Consider the following 21,299-nt stretch of genomic DNA (forward strand, 5'->3'; position numbering starts at 1 on the left):
GTTTTTTCCGCATTCCTGAGAGCTATGATGTCCACCACACTGTTTAAAGATTTCACCTTCGAAGCCGCACACCACCTTCCACACGTTCCTGCCGGGCACAAATGTGGCCGCCTGCATGGACACTCGTTTATGGTGCGTCTTGAAATCACCGGTGAAGTCGATCCCCATACGGGCTGGATCATGGACTTTGCCGAACTGAAGGCCGCGTTTAAGCCGACCTACGATCGTCTCGATCACTACTATCTGAATGATATTCCGGGCCTTGAAAACCCGACCAGCGAAGTGCTGGCGAAATGGATTTGGGATCAGATGAAACCGCTTGTGCCGCTGCTGAGCGCGGTAATGATCAAAGAGACCTGCACGGCAGGCTGCGTCTACCGCGGGGAGTGAATCTCCTCCGTTTCGGCCTCAAGAGGCACGAGCGGCGTAAACTCATAGAGCACCAGCGCATTACTCTCCAGTGATTCTGTCAGTTGCCAGCCGTCATCAATGCGTTCATCGTACAGGGAAAGCGTTGGACGCGCTTTATGCGCTATCCAGCGCCACATCTCTTCGTCAGGGCCGCTTTCGCTGCCTACCCCTTCAAGCAACGGATAGAGCGCGCCGTTATGCTGATCGAAAAGATGGCGTTTAATTCGCCAAATACCGCGCATTCCCTTCAGGTGTAAATGATACTGCTGGCGAAAACGCTGGATGAATGCTTCTTCACTGGAAAGGAGCGGATTAAAAACCACCACATTACGCAGCAGCAACTGGTAACCATTGTGATGGCGCGTGAGCAGAACACGCCCGTCGTTTACCAGCACCTCGCCCCGCAGGCGTTGCCAGAGCCAGAGTACCCAATAAACCGGCCGTGGAAGACCATGGTTGTACTGTAGCGCAAGGCTTGACGTATCGATGGTGTTGTTCGCACGGGCTTCACCCTGAAGGCCCGAATTGAGCCAGAATCCCCCTAGCCAGACCTGTTCCGATAGCCCGAGCAGGCTCTGCATCAGCAGCGCCCCACGAAAAAACCAGCCGTTTGTCGCCCGCGTGTTCCCGGTGAGGGTATTCCAGGAGAGAAGCCAGACGGGAAGCGAACATTTGTGCAGACGAAGGGCGGCGATAATCTGGCGGATCTTCTGTACCGGATAATTTTCTGTAGAAGAGAGTTGGGCTGGCTCCCGCTGCGCAGGATCGAGAAGTTCATTGGCATCGGCTGAACAGGCAAGAAAATCGGCCTGCATCAGGATGGCTGAGCTGAACAGGGTATTGTCGCTCACGCCCGCGCTGTCGGGTGAAAATCGATGCCATAAACCAAACTTTGCCTGTGGCAGATAGTTGCGTATGACGTTTTGCTGCGCCAGCCAGACCTGCTCCCGGGTCTCCTCACTCGCCTGTGTTGACCAGTGCATGACAAAGTGCCAGCCCGCGGTGATCTCGGGCGAAAAATGATTGACCGACCGTTGTAAAAAACGGGCAAGTAGATCGCGACGGGTCGTTACGCCGGTGTGCAGCAGCACCGTCCATTGCTTTTTTGCCAGCCAGGTGAAGAGCTGATGCAGATTGTACCAGCAGGCGTAGCCCGCCATCTGGGGGTCATCCCACCCGGTGGCAAACAGACGGCTGCTGAGAAAAGGTTCGGCGATATCAATTCCCTCTATGGGAATGGCCTCATTTATCGCTTCAAGATTCTGACGAACGTCCTCACGCAGTAAATCGTCGAGCTCACGCAGGGTAATGACCACCCGCATACGACGCAGCGAGGTGGAGAGAGGATTAAGCTGCTCAAGATCCAGTGTCTGCTCCTGCTGCGGTCGATCGATAAGCGGGGAGGCTCCCCAGCCGCGCGCCACCGGTTCATTGAGCAGGCTAAACAGTTTATCCATGGCCACCGGATAGCGCTGCTCACACCTGTCCGTACGAACACGTGTGGCCTCCGGGTGCTGGCGTCGGGACTTACGAAACTCACCCGGGGACATATTGTGAACACGCCGAAACCGATCGGTCATCATACGCGTGCTGGCGAAACCCTGCTCAAGCGCAATCTGATGCAGCGGTCGGTTCGTCAGACGGAGCGCGTCAGCCGCCTTTTCCAGCCGCAGGGTAGTGATGTACTGCATGAAACTGATCCCCACCTCCTTTCTAAAGAGACGAGAGAGCCAGGCTTCAGAGACATATTCACTCGCGGCGATTTCCGCAAGCGTAATACGGCGAGAATAACTGGCATTGATCCGCTCTATCACCCGGGCAATGCGTTTGCTGTGCGCTGGGGAAAGTTCACGGGACAAAAACCGGGCGGGCTGCTGAAAGCGGCTGGTCAGCAACAGCAATATCTCGCTCAGCCAGCGGTACGCCTCCAGCCGGTAGCGGTGTGGGTCGTTGATGAGGGTGACCACAAGAAGCTGGCGCAGCAGATCGCGAAGCGCATCGCATTGGGGCCAGACGCCTCCGGCTTCTGCCGGTATAGCGTAATCATGGACAAAAAAATCATTGCAGAGCTGGACCACCCAGCGCCCGGAAAGGGACACGCGCAGGGTGATATTTGCCGTTTCGCTCGTGAACTGCCAGCGCCGATGACGGTTGATGATGGCAAGGGTATTGGCCTCCAGGATGTCACGTCCCACATCGGTATTCAGCTCAGCCCGCCCTTCCAGCACCCAGAGCAACGTTAGCGTATCGCCTTCATCCTCCACGCAGTGGCGAATGTCCTGGATCTCCACCCAAAATTCATCTCCCCGCTGATTCATCTTTCCCCTCATCAAAGACAAATAATGACCGGCTCTTTTTTGTCATAACGGAATTGTATGAAAAACAATCAAAACAAAACCGTCGCTTTACAACAAAAAAATGCATTTTCTGGCAGTGCGATCGTCATAGACTCGAAATTATCACCGTTTGGCATAAAAAGGATAACAAAAATGACACATCCAATTATCGAAGCTCTGCGCGGCAAAGAAGCCCAGTTCACTGAATTACGTCGCTATTTTCATCAGCATCCTGAAATTGGTTTTGAGGAGCACAATACGAGCGATCGCGTTGCGGCGTTGCTTGAGGATTGGGGATATGAGGTTCATCGCGGCCTGGCGAAAACCGGTGTGGTCGGCACGCTGAAGGTGGGTAACGGGCCTAAACGCCTGGGTCTGCGCGCCGACATGGATGCGCTGCCTATGCAGGAAAACAGCGGCAAGGCCTGGAGCAGTACCGTTGAGGGTAAATTCCACGGCTGCGGTCATGACGGCCACACCACAACGCTCCTGTATGCAGCGGAGTACCTGGCACGCACCCGCAATTTTAACGGCACGCTGCACCTTATTTTTCAGCCTGCGGAAGAACTTCTGTATGGCGGACGCGTTATGGTAGAGGACGGTTTGTTTGACCTGTTCCCCTGCGACCACATTTTTGGTCTGCACAATATGCCGTCACAGCCCGTCGGAAAAATTGGTCTGCGCGATGGCGCCATGATGGCCTCTTCCGACACCCTTCATATTGAGGTTAACGGCGTGGGGGGGCACGGCGCGGTGCCAGAACATACCGTAGATGCCACCCTGGTTGCCTGTCATATCACTATCGCTTTGCAGTCCATTGTTTCGCGCAATATCACCCCTTTTCAGCCTGCCGTCGTTACCGTAGGCAGCATTCAGGCTGGACATGCCCCCAACATCATCAACGACAAAGTATTGATGAAACTTACCGTGCGCACGCTGGATGAAAGCGTGCGGCAAACCGTGCTACAGCGCATCCATGATATCGCCGTTGCGCAGGCGGAAAGTTTCAATGCCACGGCTACCATTCGACACATTAATGGCAGCCCGGTACTGAAAAACAATCCGCAAGCCAATGAGATGGTGCGCAACGTCGCCACCGATCTGTTCGGTCAGGATTCCGTCGCGGAGGTGAATGCGTTTATGGGCAGCGAGGACTTTGCGTTCATGCTCGAGAAAAATCCCAATGGCTGTTATTTCACCCTTGGCGCTGGCGATGAGCCTGACCGCTGCATGGTGCATAACCCGGGCTACGACTTTAACGACACTATTCTCCTCACCGGCGCGGCGCTGTGGGCCGCACTGACCGAACACTATCTGCGCTGATTCGCACCTTCCCGGGAGGGCTGCATTATGAGTACCGTTTCCCTGACAGACGCATCCGCCTACGCCGGTAACGATCGGCTGCTGGCGGGTATCGTCATGAGCGTTCTGACCTTCTGGCTGTTTGCCCAGTCGGTTATCAACGTGGTTCCGGCCATGCAGAATAACCTCGACATTGCCCTCGAAACCCTTACGCTGGCCGTCAGCCTGAGCGCGTTGTTTAGCGGCTGTTTTGTCGTAGCCTGCGGTGGGTTTGCCGATAAGTTTGGGCGCATGCGCCTGACCATGACAGGCCTGATTTTGAGCATGATCGGAAGCGGTCTGCTGTTCATTTCATGGGAGCCCGTCCTGTTTCTGTTGGGAAGAGCGATACAGGGGCTATCCGCGGCCTGCATCATGCCCGCCACGCTGGCGCTGATTAAGACCTGGTATGAAGGGAAAGCACGCCAGCGCGCAATCAGCTTCTGGGTTATTGGTTCATGGGGCGGGAGTGGCCTGAGCTCGTTTGTGGGAGGCGCCATCGCCACCACGCTGGGCTGGCGCTGGATTTTTATTTTGTCGATAGTGGTGGCTCTGGTCGCGCTATTGCTTATCCGCGCCACGCCGGAAAGCCGCAGCCCTGATGCGTGTCGACACAAGCTGGATATCAGCGGCCTGGTGAGTTTTGTCCTTATGCTGGTGCTGTTCAATCTGTTTATCAGCAAAGGACACAGCTGGGGCTGGAGCAGCAGTTTATCGCTTCTTGTACTGTGTGGAGCCGTGATTGCACTGATGTGCTTTGTCGTTACCGGGCGGCGGAAGGGCGATGCGGCGTTGATCGATTTCGCCCTGTTTAAAAACCGTGCCTATAGCGCCTCGGTATTCTCAAATTTCCTGCTCAACGGCTGCATTGGCACCATGATGATCGCCAGCATCTGGTTGCAGCAAGGCCATCATCTGTCACCGCTACAGACCGGCATGATGACGCTGGGGTATCTGGTTACCGTACTGGCGATGATCCGGGTGGGTGAAAAACTGCTTCAGCGCTATGGCGCCAGGCTGCCGATGATGACCGGCCCGCTGCTGACCGCAACAGGTATTACGCTGATTTCATGCACCTTCTTAAGCAAAGAGGTCTACATTGTCACCGTCTTTCTGAGCAATATTTTATTCGGGCTGGGGCTCGGATGTTACGCCACGCCCTCAACGGACACGGCGGTAATGAATGCCCCTGAAAACAAAGTGGGGGTGGCTTCAGGGATCTATAAGATGGGCAGTTCCCTGGGCGGCGCAATGGGGATCGCGGTCACCGCATCGCTGTACGCCCTATGGCTGCCGATGGGAACGGCCAGTGCCGCGCAGTATGCCTTGCTTTTCAACAGTGCGATTTGTCTTGGGTCAGCCGTAGTGACCTGGGCATTACTGCCAACAACAAAAGCCCCGCGTTAAGCGGGGCCACAAAAGTATCAGGCAATGTTCAGATATTTGTGCGTCTGCATCGACAGGCGCCAGTTGCGGGCGATACAGGTTTCAATGCACAGACGGGTTGCATCGTCTTTCTGGCTGATAGGCTGTAGCGCGATCACGCGCTGCTTTTCGTCCGTCAGCGTCGCCAGCAGTTCGTCCAGCGCTTCGATGTCACGCACGCGCCCCACCGGATGTTTGATCTCATCCGCACGCTCAAGCGCCTGCGACAGTACGTCATAACCGCCGCGCATATTCACTTTCGGTGAAACCGTTACCCACGTTGAATGGGAGCAGCGCACTTCATGGGTACCGCTGGTTTCGATCTGACAGCTATAGCCGTTCTTCTCGAGCAGTTCGGTGAGGGGCATCAGATCGTGAATGCAGGGTTCCCCACCGGTGATCACCACGTGCCGCGCCGTCCAGCCCTGACGACCAATTATGGCAAGCAGATCTTCCGCGCTGCCCGCGCCCCATTTATCGCTCTCTTTGGTTTTCGCCAGAATGCTGAACAGCGACACTTCCCGATCTGCGAGCTTATCCCACGTATGTTTGGTATCACACCAGGCGCAGCCAACCGGGCATCCCTGTAAACGAATAAAGATAGCGGGAACGCCGGTAAAGTAACCCTCGCCTTGCAGGGTCTGGAACATCTCGTTAATCGGGTACTGCATAGTCAACTCTGTTAAGGGAATAAACGATAAGTATCGCAGATCCCCGTCAGATGATCATGCTCCATCGGTGCTTTGCGCGCCAATTGCCGCCATAAACCGTTCCGTAATTTGCTGCGGTCGGGTGATCGCCCCGCCGACGACAACCGTATGCGCCCCCAACTCCAGACACCTGGCCGCGCGATCGGGGGTATCCACGTTACCTTCGGCAATCACGGGGATCGTGACGGCAGACAGCACCTCTTTCAAAAACGCGCAGTCATTTTCCGGTAGCGAATGGCCCGCGGTCTCTGCCGTATAACCGTAAAGGGTGGTTCCGACACAATCAAACCCCAGCGCCTGGGCGGTCACGGCCTCCTGCACGGTGGCAATATCCGCCATCAGCAGCAGCGAAGGGTAACGGGTGCGGATCTGCGCGATCAGCATGTCCAGCGATACGCCACCGGGCCGTTTCCGGGCGGTCGCATCCAGCGCAACGATGTCCGGGGCGACCGCCATCAGCTCATCCACTTCTTTGAGCGTCGCGGTGATAAACACCTCGCTATCCGGATAGTCCCGTTTGATGATGCCGATGACCGGCAGTGAGACCAGCCCTTTGATAGCCTTGATATCCACCACGCTATTGGCGCGGATCGCAGCGGCACCGCCCTGGGCTGCTGCCAGCGCCATTCGCGACATAATAAACGGGCTGTGCAGCGGTTCATTTTCCAGCGCCTGGCAGGAGACGACCAGTTTTCCTTTCAGGTTATCCAGTACAGTTTTCATTACGATAAGATCTCTTCCACTTCGTTTTTGATAAGGGTGACGTGCGGGCCATAGATGACCTGGACACCGTTGCCGCGGACGATAACGCCGCGCGCGCCGGTCGCTTTCAGTGCTGCTTCATTGACTTTGCTACCGTCTTTCACCGTGACGCGAAGGCGCGTGGCGCAGCAGTCAACGTCATCCAGATTGTCTTTTCCTCCCAGCCCGGCGATCACCGCTGCGGCGCGCTCGCTTTGCGGCAGGGTAGCCTCGTCAGCCAACGCCTCCTTTTCACGGCCCGGCGTGGCAAAATCAAAACGTTTAATCAGATAGCGGAAAGTACAGTAGTAAAGGAAGAACCACGGTACGCCTACCAGCGGGACGAACATCCAGTTAGTTTTCGCTTCACCCTGCAAAATGCCGAACAGCACGAAATCAATAAACCCGCCGGAGAAAGTTTGCCCGATGGTGATATGCAGCATGTGCGCGAGCATAAACGCCAGCCCGTCAAACAGCGCATGAATGACGTACAGCACCGGCGCAATAAACAGGAATGAGAACTCGATGGGCTCGGTAATGCCCGTCAGGAAAGAGGTTAACGCCGCTGACAGCAGCAGCCCGGCTACGCGCTTCTTGTTCTCGGGTTTAGCCGTGTGGTACATCGCCAGGCAGGCGCCCAGCAGGCCAAACATCATCGTAATAAAGCGCCCGGACATGAAGCGCGACGTGCCCTCATAGAAGTGCTGGGTGTTCGGGTCCGCGAGCTGAGCAAAGAAGATCCGCTGCGTGCCCTCAACCAGGTGACCGTTAACAATTTCACTGCCGCCAAGCGCGGTGGTCCAGAACGGCAGATAAAAGATGTGGTGCAGGCCAAACGGGCCAAGCATGCGCAGGATGAAGCCGTACAGCAATGTTCCCAGATAGCCGGTGGCATCCACCAGACCGCCAAGGCCAAAGATCAGCTTCTGAAAATGCGGCCAGACCACGGTCATCAGCGCGCCGACGAGTATCGCCGCCAGTGAGCTGATAATGGGTACGAAGCGTGAGCCGCCAAAAAAGCCCAGGAATTGCGGAAGCGCGATTTTATTAAACCGATGATGCAGTGCGCAGGTCACAAGCCCAATAACGACCCCACCAAACACGCCCGTTTCAAGCGTCTGAATACCCAGCGTCATGCCCTGCCCTACGGCGCCCGGGTTCTCATGCGCCAGTTTTCCGGTCAGGATCAGCAGCGCATTGATAGTGGCATTCATCACCAGATAAGCGAGTAATGCCGCCAGCCCTGCCGTACCTTTATCATTTTTTGCCAGCCCAACGGCGACCCCAACAGCAAACAGTACCGACAGGTTTGCGAACGCAATCGAGCCTGCACTGCTCATGATGGTAAAGATGGCCTGTAGCCAGCCAACGTCTAAAAATGGATACGCGGTAAGCGTATTCGGATTCGATAGCGCCCCGCCGATCCCCAACAACAGACCTGCTGCGGGCAGTATGGCGATAGGTAACATAAAGGATTTGCCAAAGCGCTGCGCTTTTTCAAACCATCCGCCGGAAGACGCTCCGCTGAACATTTGCATCATATTTTTATCCCCCTGGTTGTTGATGAAAATTTTTACCATATATAATTTTAATTGTGAAAATTACCACCAAAAACCAGGACGCCGATCATACTTTTTCGAAATGACTGGCATCTCTCCCCCGCTTTCCGCCACACTAGTTGGCAGAGAAACGCATTAAGGATCTAGCATGTCGGACCATGAAAACCTGCTGCTGAAGCTACGCCAGGAGGCTTCCGGGTACAGCCCAACGCAACAAAAACTGGGGGAGTTTGTTCTCAACGATCCTGCCAGGGTGCTCTACCTGACGATCACCGAGCTGGCGCGTGAAAGCGGCACCAGCGAGGCCAGCGTCACACGCCTTTGCCGCACGCTGGGCTGTAAGGGATATAACGAATTTAAAATGGCGCTTGCGCTGGATATTCAGCAGGGTTTGCCAGAGCGTCAGGCAGGAGATGCGATAGATAACGTGGTGGATGAGTCTGTCCAGGCGCTGCAAGATACCGCAAAACTCCTCGACCGGGCCCAGCTTGAACAGGCGACACTGGCCTTGCATCAGGCGCAATCAGTGCAAATTTACGGGGTGGCGGCCAGCGCGATTCTGGGGGAGTATTTGCATTACAAGCTGCTGCGACTCGGCAAACCTGCACAGCTGTTTAGCGATATGCATCGCGCCGCCATGAATGCGACGACGCTCTCGAAAGAGACGCTGGTGGTGGCCATCTCAAGTTCTGGCTCTACACGGGATCTGCTTCACGTGGTGAAACTCGCCCGCAAGCGTGGCGTTAAGGTACTGGCGCTCAGCAATACACCCCGCAGCCCGCTGGCCTCCCTGAGCGATTTACAGCTGGTTGCAGCCAAGCCCGAGGGACCGCTGAGCGCGGGTGCGCTCAATGCCAAGGTTGGCGTGATGCTGCTGGTTGAACTGCTTACCACTTCCCTTATTGCAGTAGACAGCCATTACGGTGACGTAAGCCAGCAAACGGCCAGCGCCACGCTGCCGCTTCTGCTATAGAAAACAAAAAACCCGCCGAAGCGGGTTTTTTCATAAGAACGAAAGTTCAGGCTTATGCCTGGCCTTTGATCTCTTTACGACCGTTGTAAGGTGCTTTTTCGCCCAGCGCTTCTTCGATACGAATCAGCTGGTTGTATTTAGCAACACGGTCAGAACGGCTCATAGAACCGGTTTTGATCTGGCCAGCAGCGGTACCCACAGCCAGGTCAGCGATGGTAGCGTCTTCAGTTTCGCCAGAACGGTGAGAGATAACAGCGGTGTAGCCAGCGTCTTTCGCCATTTTGATCGCAGCCAGCGTTTCGGTCAGAGAACCGATCTGGTTGAATTTGATCAGGATGGAGTTAACGATGCCTTTCTCGATGCCTTCTTTCAGGATCTTGGTGTTGGTTACGAACAGATCGTCACCAACCAGCTGGATTTTGTCGCCCAGTACTTTGGTCTGGTATGCGAAACCATCCCAGTCAGACTCGTCCAGACCGTCTTCGATAGAAACGATTGGGTACTGTTTGGTCAGGTCTTCCAGGAAGTGGGTGAACTCTTCGGAGGTGAATGCTTTGTTGCCTTCGCCAGCCAGAACGTATTTACCGTCTTTGTAGAATTCAGATGCTGCACAGTCCATCGCCAGGGTGATGTCTTTGCCCAGCTCGTAGCCTGCTGCTTTAACCGCTTCAGCGATAACAGCCAGCGCTTCTGCGTTAGAACCCAGGTTTGGCGCGTAGCCACCTTCGTCACCAACAGCAGTGTTCATACCTTTAGCTTTCAGAACTTTAGCCAGGTTGTGGAACACTTCAGAACCCATACGCACCGCTTCTTTCAGGGATTTCGCGCCAACAGGCTGAATCATGAATTCCTGAATATCAACGTTGTTGTCTGCGTGCTCACCACCGTTGATGATGTTCATCATTGGTACAGGCATGGAGTATTTGCCTGGGGTGCCGTTCAGTTCAGCGATGTGCTCGAAAAGTGGCATACCTTTAGCAGCAGCTGCTGCTTTGGCGTTCGCCAGGGAAACTGCCAGGATTGCGTTCGCACCGAAGTTAGATTTGTTTTCAGTACCGTCCAGATCGATCATGATCTTGTCGATGCCAGCCTGATCTTTGGCATCTTTGCCAACGATAGCCTGAGCAATAGGACCGTTAACAGCGCCAACCGCTTTCAGTACGCCTTTGCCCATGAAACGGGATTTGTCGCCATCACGCAGTTCCAGCGCTTCGCGGGAACCTGTAGATGCGCCTGATGGAGCAGCAGCCATACCGACGAAACCACCTTCCAGATGAACTTCGGCTTCAACGGTCGGGTTACCACGGGAGTCGATGATTTCACGACCGATGACTTTAACGATTTTGGACATTAGATTTTCCTCAGTACAAGTTAAACTAAAACTCCAGACAAACAACGCGTACCAGGGGTACGCGTTGCCGTTCTAACTTTTTTTACTTCGCCTGACGCTTCTGGTACTCGCTGGCGGCTTTCACGAAGCCTGCAAACAGCGGATGCCCGTCACGCGGCGTTGAAGTAAATTCCGGGTGGAATTGGCAGGCCACGAACCACGGATGGTTTGGCACTTCGATGATCTCGACTAACTGATCATCCCCGGAACGGCCTGCAACACGCAGACCTGCAGCTTCAATTTGTTTCAACAACATGTTGTTGACTTCATAGCGGTGACGATGGCGCTCGGTAATCACCGGCTCGCCGTACAGCTTGCGAACCACGCTATCGTCTGACAGCTGGCAGGCCTGTGCGCCAAGACGCATGGTGCCACCCAGATCGCTCTTCTCGGTACGGACTTCGACGTTACCGTCTTCGTCGCGCCATTCCGTAATCAGCGCCACGACAGGGTACTTACAGTCTGGCACAAATTCCGTAGAGTTCGCGTTTTCCATTCCCGCTACGTTGCGCGCAAATTCAATCAGCGCAACCTGCATACCCAGGCAGATGCCGAGGTATGGAATATTGTTTTCACGCGCATAGCGTGCAGTGGCGATCTTGCCTTCAACACCACGGTAGCCGAAGCCGCCAGGGATGAGAATCGCATCCAGATCTTTGAGAATTTCGACGCCGCGCGTTTCAACATCCTGCGAATCAATCAGCTTGATGTTGACGGAGACGCGATTCTTCAGACCACCGTGCTTCAGCGCCTCGATAACTGACTTATAGGCATCCGGCAGTTCAATATACTTGCCGACCATACCGATAGTCACTTCGCCGCCCGGATTGGCTTCTTCGTAAATCACCTGCTCCCATTCAGACAGGTTAGCTTCCGGACAGTTCAAGCTGAATCGTTTACAAATATAATCGTCCAGACCCTGTGATTTCAACAGGCCCGGGATTTTATAAATGGAATCGACGTCTTTCATTGAAATAACGGCTTTTTCAGGCACGTTACAGAACAATGCAATTTTCGCGCGTTCGTTCGCTGGAATCGCACGATCGGAACGGCAAACCAGGATATCAGGCTGAATACCGATGGAGAGCAGCTCTTTAACAGAGTGCTGAGTCGGTTTGGTTTTCACTTCACCTGCTGCCGCCATGTAAGGCACCAGCGTCAGGTGCATGAACAGCGCGTTCTCACGACCAATATCTACCGCCAGCTGACGAATCGCTTCGAGGAACGGCAGGGATTCGATATCCCCTACGGTACCGCCGATTTCAACCAGCACAACGTCATGCCCTTCGCCACCGGCAAGGACACGCTCTTTGATGGCGTTAGTGATGTGTGGGATGACCTGCACGGTCGCGCCCAGGTAGTCACCACGGCGCTCTTTACGCAGAACGTCAGAGTAGATACGGCCAGTCGTAAAGTTGTTACGACGGGTCATTTTGGTACGGATGAAACGCTCGTAGTGGCCAAGATCCAGATCGGTTTCAGCGCCGTCTTCAGTAACGAACACTTCCCCGTGTTGGGTTGGGCTCATGGTGCCTGGATCGACGTTGATGTACGGATCCAGTTTCATCATGGTCACATTGAGGCCACGGGCTTCAAGAATGGCTGCGAGGGAGGCTGCGGCAATGCCTTTACCCAGAGAGGATACGACCCCGCCGGTCACAAAAATATAGTTCGTTGTCATGCTGAACCTGAGAAGTTAGGGTGAAACGATGGAATAACCAGGACGGGAAAGTAGTATACCCGAACACGACGAGCGCCACAAACTTTCATTCTCCGTCTCCTTCCCAGGCCATGACAAACATAAGGAGTGAGAAAATAGCCCCTTTTGGGTAAATGTTTTTGACACAAATCAAGCGCTTGTCATTTAAAAAATCACACAAATTGCGCTTGATCGCAAAATTTCGTTAGAGATCATGTTCCTGGCGTTTTACTTCCTGCCAGACTTCTTCCATCGCCTCGAGGTCAATGCCGCTCATTTCCAGGCCGCGCGAGGCCACAATGCGCTCAACCTCGCGGAAGCGACGTTCGAATTTAATGTTCGCTTTTTGCAGGGCGGTTTCCGCTTTTACACCGAGGTGGCGAGAAAGGTTGACGGTCGCGAACAGCAGATCGCCCATCTCCTCTTCCAGCTTTGCTTCATCCACAACGGCCTGCTGCGCTTCATGCATCACTTCGTCGATCTCTTCGTGCACTTTTTCCAGCACCGGGCCGAGAGAGGTCCAGTCAAACCCTACCGCCGAGCAGCGCTTTTGAATTTTGTGCGCGCGCATCAGCGCAGGAAGGTTCAGGGGAATGTCGTCCAGCGCCGAGTGCTGGGATTTTTCAGCGCGTTCGGCGCTTTTGATCTGCTCCCAGCGCGCCAGCACTTCCGCACTGTTGCCTGCGGAGGCATCGCCAAAGATATGCGGATGACGGCGCTCCAGCTTGTCGCTGATAGCGGCGCAGATGTCGTCAAAGTTAAAGCGCCCCTCTTCCTGCGCCATCTGTGCGTAGAACACCACCTGGAACAGCAGGTCGCCCAGCTCACCGCGCAGGTCGTCGAAATCTTCGCGCGAAATCGCGTCCAGCACTTCGTAGGTCTCTTCCAGCGTGTAAGGCGCAATGGTGGCGAAAGTCTGCTCTTTATCCCACGGGCAGCCGTTTTCCGGGTCGCGCAGGCGTTTCATGATGCCAAGCAGGCGGTCGATTTGAGTCATAGTTCTGTCCTGATGTCAAAATGCCGGGTGGCAGCGTTGCCTTACCCGGCCTACAGAAGAGGATGTTTAGCCGCCGTGCAGACGACGCGCGTCAATCACATCCGGCACCTGGTTCAGTTTACCGAGCACCCGGCCCAGCACCTGCAGGTTATAGATTTCGATGGTCATATCGATGGTGGCAAGCTGCTCGCGGGTATCGCTGCGGCTGGCAACGCCCAGCACGTTGACCTTCTCGTTGGCGAGAATCGTGGTGATATCGCGCAGCAGGCCACTGCGGTCGTTGGCAGTGACGCGCACCACCAGCGAGTAGCCAGCGGAGTAGCTTTCACCCCAGACGGCTTCCACGATACGTTCCGGCGCATGCGATTGCAGCTCAGCAAGCTGATCACAGTCGGAGCGGTGAATTGAGATCCCGCGCCCCTGGGTGATAAAGCCGACAATATCGTCACCCGGTATCGGCTGGCAGCAGCGGGCAATATGGTGCATGAGGTTACCCACCCCTTCAACCACCACGCGGCCATTGTCCTTGCTGCGCTGCTGCGGAGCGTAGGTTTTCTGCTGGAGCTGTTTCAGCGCTGCCGCATCCTGCTCTGCCGCGCTTGGCTTGTTGAACTGCGCTTGCAGGAAGTTCACCATCTGGTTCAGGCGGATATCGCCGCCGCCAATCGCCGCTAACAGTTCGTCGAGCTCGTTGAAGTTGTAGCGCGGCAGCAGGAACTTCTCCGCCTCTTTCAGGTTTATCCCGATATGCTCCAGCTCGTCGTCAAGGATCTGACGACCGGCAAGGATATTCTTGTCACGATCCTGCTTGCGGAACCAGGCGTGAATTTTAGAGCGCCCGCGGCTGGTGGTCACGTAACCGAGGTTTGGATTCAGCCAGTCGCGGCTTGGGTTTGGCTGCTTCTGGGTGATGATTTCAATCTGGTCACCCATCTGTAGCTGGTAGGTAAACGGTACGATACGTCCGCCGATCTTCGCCCCGATGCAACGGTGCCCCACGTCGCTGTGAATGTGGTAGGCGAAATCGAGCGGCGTAGAGCCTGCCGGCAGATCAACCACATCCCCTTTCGGGGTAAAGACGTAGACGCGATCGTCGAAGACCTGACTGCGCACTTCGTCGAGCATTTCGCCGGAGTCGGCCATCTCTTCCTGCCACGCAATCAGCTTACGCAGCCAGGCGATACGGTCCTCGTGACCGGAGCGCGCGCCGCCGGAAGTGCCTTCTTTGTACTTCCAGTGCGCGGCGACGCCCAGCTCGGCGTCTTCGTGCATCTGTTTAGTACGGATCTGAATTTCCACAGTTTTGCCGCCGGGGCCGAGCACCACAGTGTGGATGGACTGATAGCCATTCGGTTTGGGGTTCGCGACGTAGTCATCGAACTCATCCGGCAGATGGCGGAAGTGAGTATGTACTATCCCCAGCGCGGCGTAGCAGTCCTGGAGACGCTCCGCCACGATACGCACGGCGCGCACGTCAAACAGCTCGTCGAAGGCGAGATGTTTCTTCTGCATTTTGCGCCAGATGCTGTAGATGTGCTTCGGACGCCCGTAGACCTCGGCGCGCACATTCTCCTCTTTCATCGACTGGCGCAGCCCGCTGACAAATTCCTCGATATAGTGTTCGCGGTCGATGCGGCGTTCGTGCAGCAATTTTGCAATGCGTTTGTATTCCGCCGGATGCAGATAGCGGAAGCAGTAATCTTCCAGCTCCCACTTCAGTTGCCCGATACCCAGACGGTTCGCCAGCGGCGCATAGATATTCGTACACTCTTTGGCGGCCAGGACGCGCTCGTCTTCCGGCGCATCCTTCACTTCGCGCAGATGGGCAACCCGTTCGGCCAGCTTGATCACCACGCAGCGAAAATCATCCACCATCGCCAGCAGCATGCGGCGGACGTTATCCACCTGCTCGGAAGAGACAGAATCCGTTTGCGCGGCTTTCAGTTGACGGATGGCGGCCATATCACGCACGCCGTGGATGAGCGCCACGACGGACTGGCCGACGCTTTCACGCAGCACGTCTTCCGTCACCACGTTAGCATCTGCCAGTGGGAACAGCAGTGCGGCCTGTAGCGTTTCGATATCCATGTTAAGCATGGAGAGAATTTCAACCATCTCCACGCCGCGCCACAACAGCAGTTCAGCGTCCGGATGCCCCTGCGTTGTGCGTAAACAATAGGCCCAGGTTTCGGTTAAGCGTTCACACGACTGCTGGCTGGAAATCCCCAGACTTGCGATCCATTTTTGAGGGTCAAACTCACCAGCTTTATTTAAATGTGCACTTCTTACCGCAACCATCGTCCTCTCCTTTAGGGACAAGGGCCTGTCGAAGTCGACAAGCCAAACTCATTAGATGTGCTCGAACAACACCATTGATTCCAGATGTCCAGTGTGCGGGAACATGTCCAGCATTGCCAGACGCCGAATCTGGTAACCCCCGCTCAATAATGCTTCGCTGTCACGGGCCAGCGTCGCCGGGTTACAGGAAACATAGACCACGCGTTCAGGCGCGAGTTTAATTATATGCTGCATCACGCCCGGCGCACCTGCGCGCGCCGGATCGAGCAGGATCTTATCAAAGCCCTGCTTAGCCCACGGTTGCTGAGTAACATCATCCTCAAGATTTTGATGAAAGAATGTCACATTTTGCAAGCCGTTCTGTTGGGCGTTCTCCTGGCCTTTCGCCACCAGCACCTCAACGCCTTCCACCCCGACCACGCTTGCTGCTTTGCGGGCCAGCGGCAGGGTAAAGTTACCCATACCGCAGAACAGATCGAGCACCCGATCGGTGGGCTGGACGTCAAGCCACGCCAGCGCGTTCGCCACCATCTGCTGGTTCACGCCGTCATTGACCTGGATAAAATCCCGCGGGCTGAACGTTAAGCGTAGCCCGTCTGACGCATACCAGGGCGCGTCTCCGCTAACCTGCTCAAGTATCTCGCTTTGCGGCGCGAGGAAAAGCGCAAGCTCATGAGAATGCGAAAAGCGTTCCAGTTTTTCGCGATCTGCCCTGGACAGCGGTGCGGTGTGGCGCAGCACCATCAGCGGGCCGCCGTTGGCCAGCACCAGTTCGACATGGCCCAGCGAACGCACACCATCCAGCGATGCAAGACAGTGGTGCACGGCCGGGAGCAGTGCCTCAAGTTGGGGCACCAAAACAGGGCATTGAGTGATGGAGACGATATCGCTGGAGCTGGCTTTGCGAAAACCCATCTCCAGCCGTTCAGTTTTTGGCTGGTAGCTTAGACTCAGGCGAGCGCGGCGACGGTAGCCCCACGGCTGGTCAGCAACAATGTCACTGACGTCATGTTTTAGCAGGCGGGCCAGCGCGTTGCTTTTACTTTTTTGCTGTAATTCTGTGCTGGCATGCTGTTGCTGACAGCCTCCGCAAACGCCAAAATGGGGGCAGCGAGGCGTCACGCGCTCCGGGCTATCATTAAGACGGCGCTTGACCTGGCCGCGCGCATACTGGCGTTTGTCTTCCGTCAGCGTAATATCTGCGCGTTCTCCTGGCAGCAAACCTGTGATAAACAGTGTCTTACCCTTGTGACGTGCTACCCCCTGTCCAAAAGGATCGAGGTCAGAGGCTTCAACAGTTATGATCTGACGCGTCGTCACGCGTCGTTTTGCAGAGTAGAATTGCGCCATCGCCGAGATTGTTCTCAAATAAACATAATTAGCCTGATTGTCCCATAACGGAACTCCATGACCAACTACAGCCTGCGCGCGCGCATGATGATTTTGATCCTCGCTCCTACCGTTCTCATCGGTTTGCTGCTGAGCATTTTCTTTGTGGTGCATCGCTATAACGATTTGCAGAGACAGCTTGAAGATGCCGGGGCCAGCATTATCGAACCGCTGGCCGTCTCCAGCGAGTACGGTATGAACCTGCAAAACCGTGAATCCATTGGTCAGTTAATCAGCGTGCTGCACCGCCGTCATTCAGAGATTGTGCGCGCCATTTCCGTTTACGATGAGCATAACCGTCTGTTCGTCACCTCGAATTTCCATCTGGATCCCACGTCGCTGAAAATCCCGGAAGGTACCCCTTTCCCGCGTCATCTCACGGTCCTGCGGCGCGGCGATATCATGATCCTGCGCACGCCGATTATCTCAGAAAGCTATTCACCCGACGAATCCGCCCAGTCCGATGCGAAGTCCAGCAATAATATGCTGGGATATGTGGCGCTGGAGCTGGATCTCAAGTCGGTGCGGCTCCAGCAGTACAAAGAAATATTCATCTCCGGCGTGATGATGCTGTTCTGTATCGGCATCGCGTTGATCTTCGGCTGGCGGCTGATGCGCGACGTCACGGGGCCTATCCGTAACATGGTGAATACCGTTGACCGGATCCGCCGGGGTCAGCTGGACAGCCGCGTGGAAGGCTTCATGCTCGGCGAGCTGGATATGCTGAAAAACGGCATCAACTCAATGGCGATGTCGCTGGCGGCTTATCACGAAGAGATGCAGCACAACGTTGACCAGGCCACCTCTGACCTGCGCGAAACGCTGGAGCAGATGGAGATCCAGAACGTGGAGCTGGATCTGGCGAAAAAACGCGCTCAGGAGGCGGCCCGTATTAAGTCTGAGTTCCTGGCAAACATGTCGCATGAGCTGCGCACGCCGCTGAACGGGGTGATTGGCTTCACCCGTTTGACGCTCAAAAGCGAGCTCAACCCGACCCAGCGTGACCACCTGCATACCATTGAACGCTCAGCCAACAACCTGCTGACCATTATTAACGACGTACTGGACTTCTCGAAGCTGGAAGCGGGCAAGCTGATTCTGGAGAGTATCCCCTTCCCGCTGCGCAGCACACTGGATGACGTGGTCACGCTTCTCGCCCACTCCTCGCATGATAAGGGGCTGGAACTGACGCTCAATATCAAAAATGACGTACCGGATAATGTCATTGGCGACCCGCTGCGCCTGCAACAGGTCATCACCAATCTGGTGGGCAACGCGATTAAGTTCACCGAGAGCGGCAACATCGACATTCTGGTCGAAAAAAGGGCGCTCAGTAATAATAAGGTCCAGATTGAAGTTCAGATCCGGGATACCGGCATCGGCATTCCGGAGCGCGATCAGTCGCGTCTGTTCCAGGCGTTCCGCCAGGCCGATGCGAGCATTTCCCGTCGTCACGGTGGAACGGGCCTGGGTCTGGTGATCACCCAAAAGCTGGTGAAAGAGATGGGAGGCGATATCTCCTTCCACAGCCAGCCTAACCGGGGCTCGACCTTCTGGTTCCATATCAATCTTGATCTTAATCCGAACGTGCAAACCGACGGTCCGGTCACCGACTGCCTGAAAGGGATGCGTCTGGCCTATGTGGAACCGAACGCCGCCGCGGCGCAGTGTACGCTGGATGTATTAAGCAGCACGCCGCTGGAGGTGGTCTACAGCCCGACCTTCTCCGCGCTGGCGAACGATCATTACGATATTCTTTTGCTGGGGATTCCGGTGACATTTACCGGAGAACTGACCATGCAGCAGGAACGGCTGGCAAAGGCTGCCTCAATGACGGACTACCTGCTGCTGGCTCTGCCGTGCCACGCCCAAATCAACGCCGAAGAGCTTAAAAACGACGGGGCGGCGGCATGTCTGCTGAAACCCCTCACCGCCACACGGCTGTTACCTGCGTTGACTGAATATTGCCGTCTGACGCATCAGTCCCTGCCGCTGGAAAACGACGAACATAAGCTGCCGATGACGGTGATGGCCGTGGATGATAACCCGGCAAACCTTAAGCTGATTGGCGTGCTGCTTGAGGATCAGGTTCAGCACGTTGAACTGTGTACCAGCGGCGCCGAAGCCGTAGAACAAGCCAAACAGATGCAGTTTGACCTGATCCTGATGGATATTCAGATGCCGGGCATGGATGGCATCCGCGCCTGCGAATTAATTCGTCAGCTTCCACACCAGCAGCAGACGCCGGTGATTGCCGTGACGGCGCACGCGATGGCGGGACAAAAAGAGAAACTGCTGGGTGCGGGCATGAACGATTATCTGGCGAAACCGATTGATGAAGAGAAGCTGCACAGCCTGCTGCTGCGCTACAAACCGGGTCACATTGGCGGGACGTACACCATTTCAGCTGAATCGCCGGAAATCAGCGTTAACCAGAATGCCACGTTTGACTGGCAACTGGCGCTGCGCCAGGCAGCAGGCAAAGCCGATCTGGCCCGCGATATGCTGCAAATGCTGGTGGACTTCCTGCCTGAGATCCGTAACAAGGTTGAAGAACAGCTGGTGGGCGAAAACCCTGAAGGGCTGCTGGAGGCCATCCATAAACTGCACGGTAGCTGCGGCTACAGCGGCGTGCCGCGGTTGAAAAATCTCTGCCAGCTGCTTGAACAGCAGCTCCGCGCGGGTACGCCAGAATCCGATCTTGAGCCGGAGTTTCTGGAGCTGCTGGACGAGATGGACAACGTGACGCGGGAAGCGATGAAGGTGTTGGGAAGCTAAGAAAAAGCCCGGTGGCGCTTCGCTTACCGGGCCTACAGGAGCACGAACGTTAACGCGACATCCCCTGTCCCACCTTTATGGCCGCCGCAATATTCCTTGCGGCCATCTGTACATTCTGTTGCGCATTTTCCAGCGCATCCTCCAGCGAGCAGATGGTGTAAATCACGCTGAATACCGCATCCAGTCCGTGCTCGTGCACCACGCCAACATCCGCCGTCAGGCTGCCGGCAATGCCGATAACCGGTTTGTTATAGCGTTTCGCGACTCTCGCCACGCCAACGGGCACTTTGCCGTGGATCGTCTGGCTGTCGATACGCCCTTCGCCCGTGATCACCAGATCGGCGTCCGCGACCTGTTCATCGAGATGCAGGGCATCGGTGACAATCTCAATCCCCCGACGAAGCTGTGCCCCGCAAAATGCATACAGCGCCGCCCCCATTCCGCCAGCTGCTCCGCCCCCCGCCAGGTTTAAGACGTCAATATCCAGATCCCTGGCGATAATGTTTGCGTAATGCGCAAGCGCGTTGTCCAGCGTCCTGACCATCTCCGGCGTCGCCCCTTTCTGCGGACCGAATACCGCAGAAGCGCCAGTCTCGCCAATCAGGGGGTTGGTCACATCGCAGGCCACTTCAATTCGACAGTCTGCCAGCCGCTCATCCAGCCCACTAAGATCGATATGCGCAAGGCTTGCCAGTTCGCCGCCGCCCGGCCCAACGGGCTGTGCTTTCGCATCCAGCAGTTTTACGCCCAGCGCCTGCACCATGCCTGCGCCACCGTCATTGGTCGCGCTGCCTCCAATGCCAATAATGATATGCTTAACGCCCGCATCCAGCGCATGACGGATCAGTTCCCCGGTCCCCCACGAGGTGGTGATTAACGGGTTACGCTTTGCAGGAGCAACAAGCTCCAGACCGCTCGCGGCCGCCATCTCGATAAACGCGCTTTTCCCGTCTCCGGATAACCCGAAAAACCCTTCCACGCGTTCTCCCAAAGGCCCGGTAACGGGAACATGGACAAGACGCCCATGGGTGGCTGCCACCATCGCTTCCACCGTCCCTTCGCCACCATCGGCAACCGGTAATTTGACGTACTCCGCTGAGGGGAAAATTTCGCGAAAACCGACCTCTATCGCTGTCGCCACCTCCAGCGCGCTCAAGCTTTCCTTATACGAGTCCGGAGCGATAACAATTTTCATAAGCCATCCTTACGCATGTTAGTTACGTTAAGCATACACCACGTAAGGGACCGCCCA

General features: G+C 55.7%; 15 protein-coding genes. 5 read left to right on the forward strand and 10 right to left on the reverse strand.

Features of this window, described 5'->3' with window-relative positions; genetic code table 11:
* Positions 1–24: 24 nt before the first annotated feature.
* Positions 25–390, forward strand: a complete 366-nt coding sequence (gene queD / locus BFV65_RS16725; protein ID WP_006811776.1) for a 6-carboxytetrahydropterin synthase QueD — start codon at positions 25–27, stop codon at positions 388–390.
* On the opposite strand, the gene BFV65_RS16730 is transcribed toward queD, so the two are convergent.
* On the reverse strand, positions 375–2,729 hold the full coding sequence (locus BFV65_RS16730; RefSeq protein ID WP_069596908.1) for a helix-turn-helix domain-containing protein: 2,355 nt from the start codon (positions 2,727–2,729) through the stop codon (positions 375–377). The two genes, queD and BFV65_RS16730, sit on opposite strands and share 16 nt — an antisense overlap.
* A gap of 171 nt (positions 2,730–2,900) precedes the next feature.
* Between BFV65_RS16730 and BFV65_RS16735 the strand changes: the two genes are divergently transcribed.
* Both BFV65_RS16735 and BFV65_RS16740 read left to right on the forward strand, forming a co-directional pair.
* A complete protein-coding gene (locus BFV65_RS16735; protein ID WP_069596909.1) occupies positions 2,901–4,070 on the forward strand; it encodes a M20 aminoacylase family protein in 1,170 nt (389 codons plus the stop codon).
* Between the two features lie 27 nt (positions 4,071–4,097).
* Positions 4,098–5,495 (forward strand): MFS transporter, encoded by a 1,398-nt coding sequence (locus tag BFV65_RS16740; RefSeq protein ID WP_069596910.1) that lies wholly within the window; start codon positions 4,098–4,100, stop codon positions 5,493–5,495.
* 17 nt (positions 5,496–5,512) lie between these two features.
* On the opposite strand, the gene queE is transcribed toward BFV65_RS16740, so the two are convergent.
* From queE to BFV65_RS16755, 3 genes are read right to left on the reverse strand one after another with little or no spacing between them, the layout of a single operon-like run.
* Positions 5,513–6,184, reverse strand: a complete 672-nt coding sequence (queE, locus tag BFV65_RS16745) for a 7-carboxy-7-deazaguanine synthase QueE (protein ID WP_006811780.1) — start codon at positions 6,182–6,184, stop codon at positions 5,513–5,515.
* 54 nt (positions 6,185–6,238) lie between these two features.
* Positions 6,239–6,946 carry an N-acetylmannosamine-6-phosphate 2-epimerase gene (locus BFV65_RS16750; RefSeq protein ID WP_023298492.1) on the reverse strand — a complete coding sequence of 236 codons (708 nt, stop codon included), beginning with the start codon at positions 6,944–6,946 and terminating at the stop codon, positions 6,239–6,241.
* Positions 6,946–8,505 (reverse strand): maltose/glucose-specific PTS transporter subunit IIC, encoded by a 1,560-nt coding sequence (locus tag BFV65_RS16755; protein WP_069597115.1) that lies wholly within the window; start codon positions 8,503–8,505, stop codon positions 6,946–6,948. Before BFV65_RS16755 ends, BFV65_RS16750 begins: the two co-directional genes overlap by 1 nt.
* Before the next feature lie 166 nt (positions 8,506–8,671).
* Between BFV65_RS16755 and BFV65_RS16760 the strand changes: the two genes are divergently transcribed.
* A complete protein-coding gene (locus BFV65_RS16760) occupies positions 8,672–9,496 on the forward strand; it encodes a MurR/RpiR family transcriptional regulator (protein WP_015571725.1) in 825 nt (274 codons plus the stop codon).
* 52 nt (positions 9,497–9,548) lie between these two features.
* Here the strand turns inward: BFV65_RS16760 and eno are convergent, their stop codons facing one another.
* The 5 genes from eno to rlmD form a co-directional block, all read right to left on the reverse strand.
* On the reverse strand, positions 9,549–10,847 hold the full coding sequence (gene eno / locus BFV65_RS16765) for a phosphopyruvate hydratase (protein ID WP_022649201.1): 1,299 nt from the start codon (positions 10,845–10,847) through the stop codon (positions 9,549–9,551).
* 82 nt (positions 10,848–10,929) lie between these two features.
* Positions 10,930–12,567: a glutamine hydrolyzing CTP synthase gene (pyrG, locus tag BFV65_RS16770; RefSeq protein WP_022649202.1), complete on the reverse strand. Its 1,638-nt coding sequence runs from the start codon at positions 12,565–12,567 to the stop codon at positions 10,930–10,932.
* A 223-nt stretch (positions 12,568–12,790) separates the two neighbouring features.
* Positions 12,791–13,582, reverse strand: coding sequence for a nucleoside triphosphate pyrophosphohydrolase (mazG, locus tag BFV65_RS16775; protein WP_022649203.1), 792 nt, complete (start codon positions 13,580–13,582; stop codon positions 12,791–12,793).
* Between the two features lie 66 nt (positions 13,583–13,648).
* Complete coding sequence (gene relA / locus BFV65_RS16780; RefSeq protein ID WP_022649204.1) at positions 13,649–15,880, reverse strand: GTP diphosphokinase; 2,232 nt, start codon at positions 15,878–15,880, stop codon at positions 13,649–13,651.
* A gap of 51 nt (positions 15,881–15,931) precedes the next feature.
* Entirely contained in the window at positions 15,932–17,230 is a 1,299-nt protein-coding gene (gene rlmD, locus BFV65_RS16785) for a 23S rRNA (uracil(1939)-C(5))-methyltransferase RlmD (RefSeq protein WP_069596911.1), read from the reverse strand.
* Positions 17,231–17,287: 57 nt separating this feature from the next.
* Here rlmD and barA point away from each other — a divergent pair, with 57 nt between their 5' ends.
* Positions 17,288–20,047 carry a two-component sensor histidine kinase BarA gene (gene barA, locus BFV65_RS16790; protein ID WP_022649206.1) on the forward strand — a complete coding sequence of 920 codons (2,760 nt, stop codon included), beginning with the start codon at positions 17,288–17,290 and terminating at the stop codon, positions 20,045–20,047.
* Between the two features lie 49 nt (positions 20,048–20,096).
* Here barA and BFV65_RS16795 read toward each other — a convergent pair whose 3' ends face one another.
* Positions 20,097–21,242 carry a glycerate kinase gene (locus tag BFV65_RS16795; protein WP_032626012.1) on the reverse strand — a complete coding sequence of 382 codons (1,146 nt, stop codon included), beginning with the start codon at positions 21,240–21,242 and terminating at the stop codon, positions 20,097–20,099.
* Positions 21,243–21,299: the final 57 nt, after the last annotated feature.

The organism is Enterobacter hormaechei subsp. hoffmannii (assembly GCF_001729745.1).
Taxonomy (GTDB): Bacteria; Pseudomonadota; Gammaproteobacteria; order Enterobacterales; family Enterobacteriaceae; genus Enterobacter; species Enterobacter intestinihominis.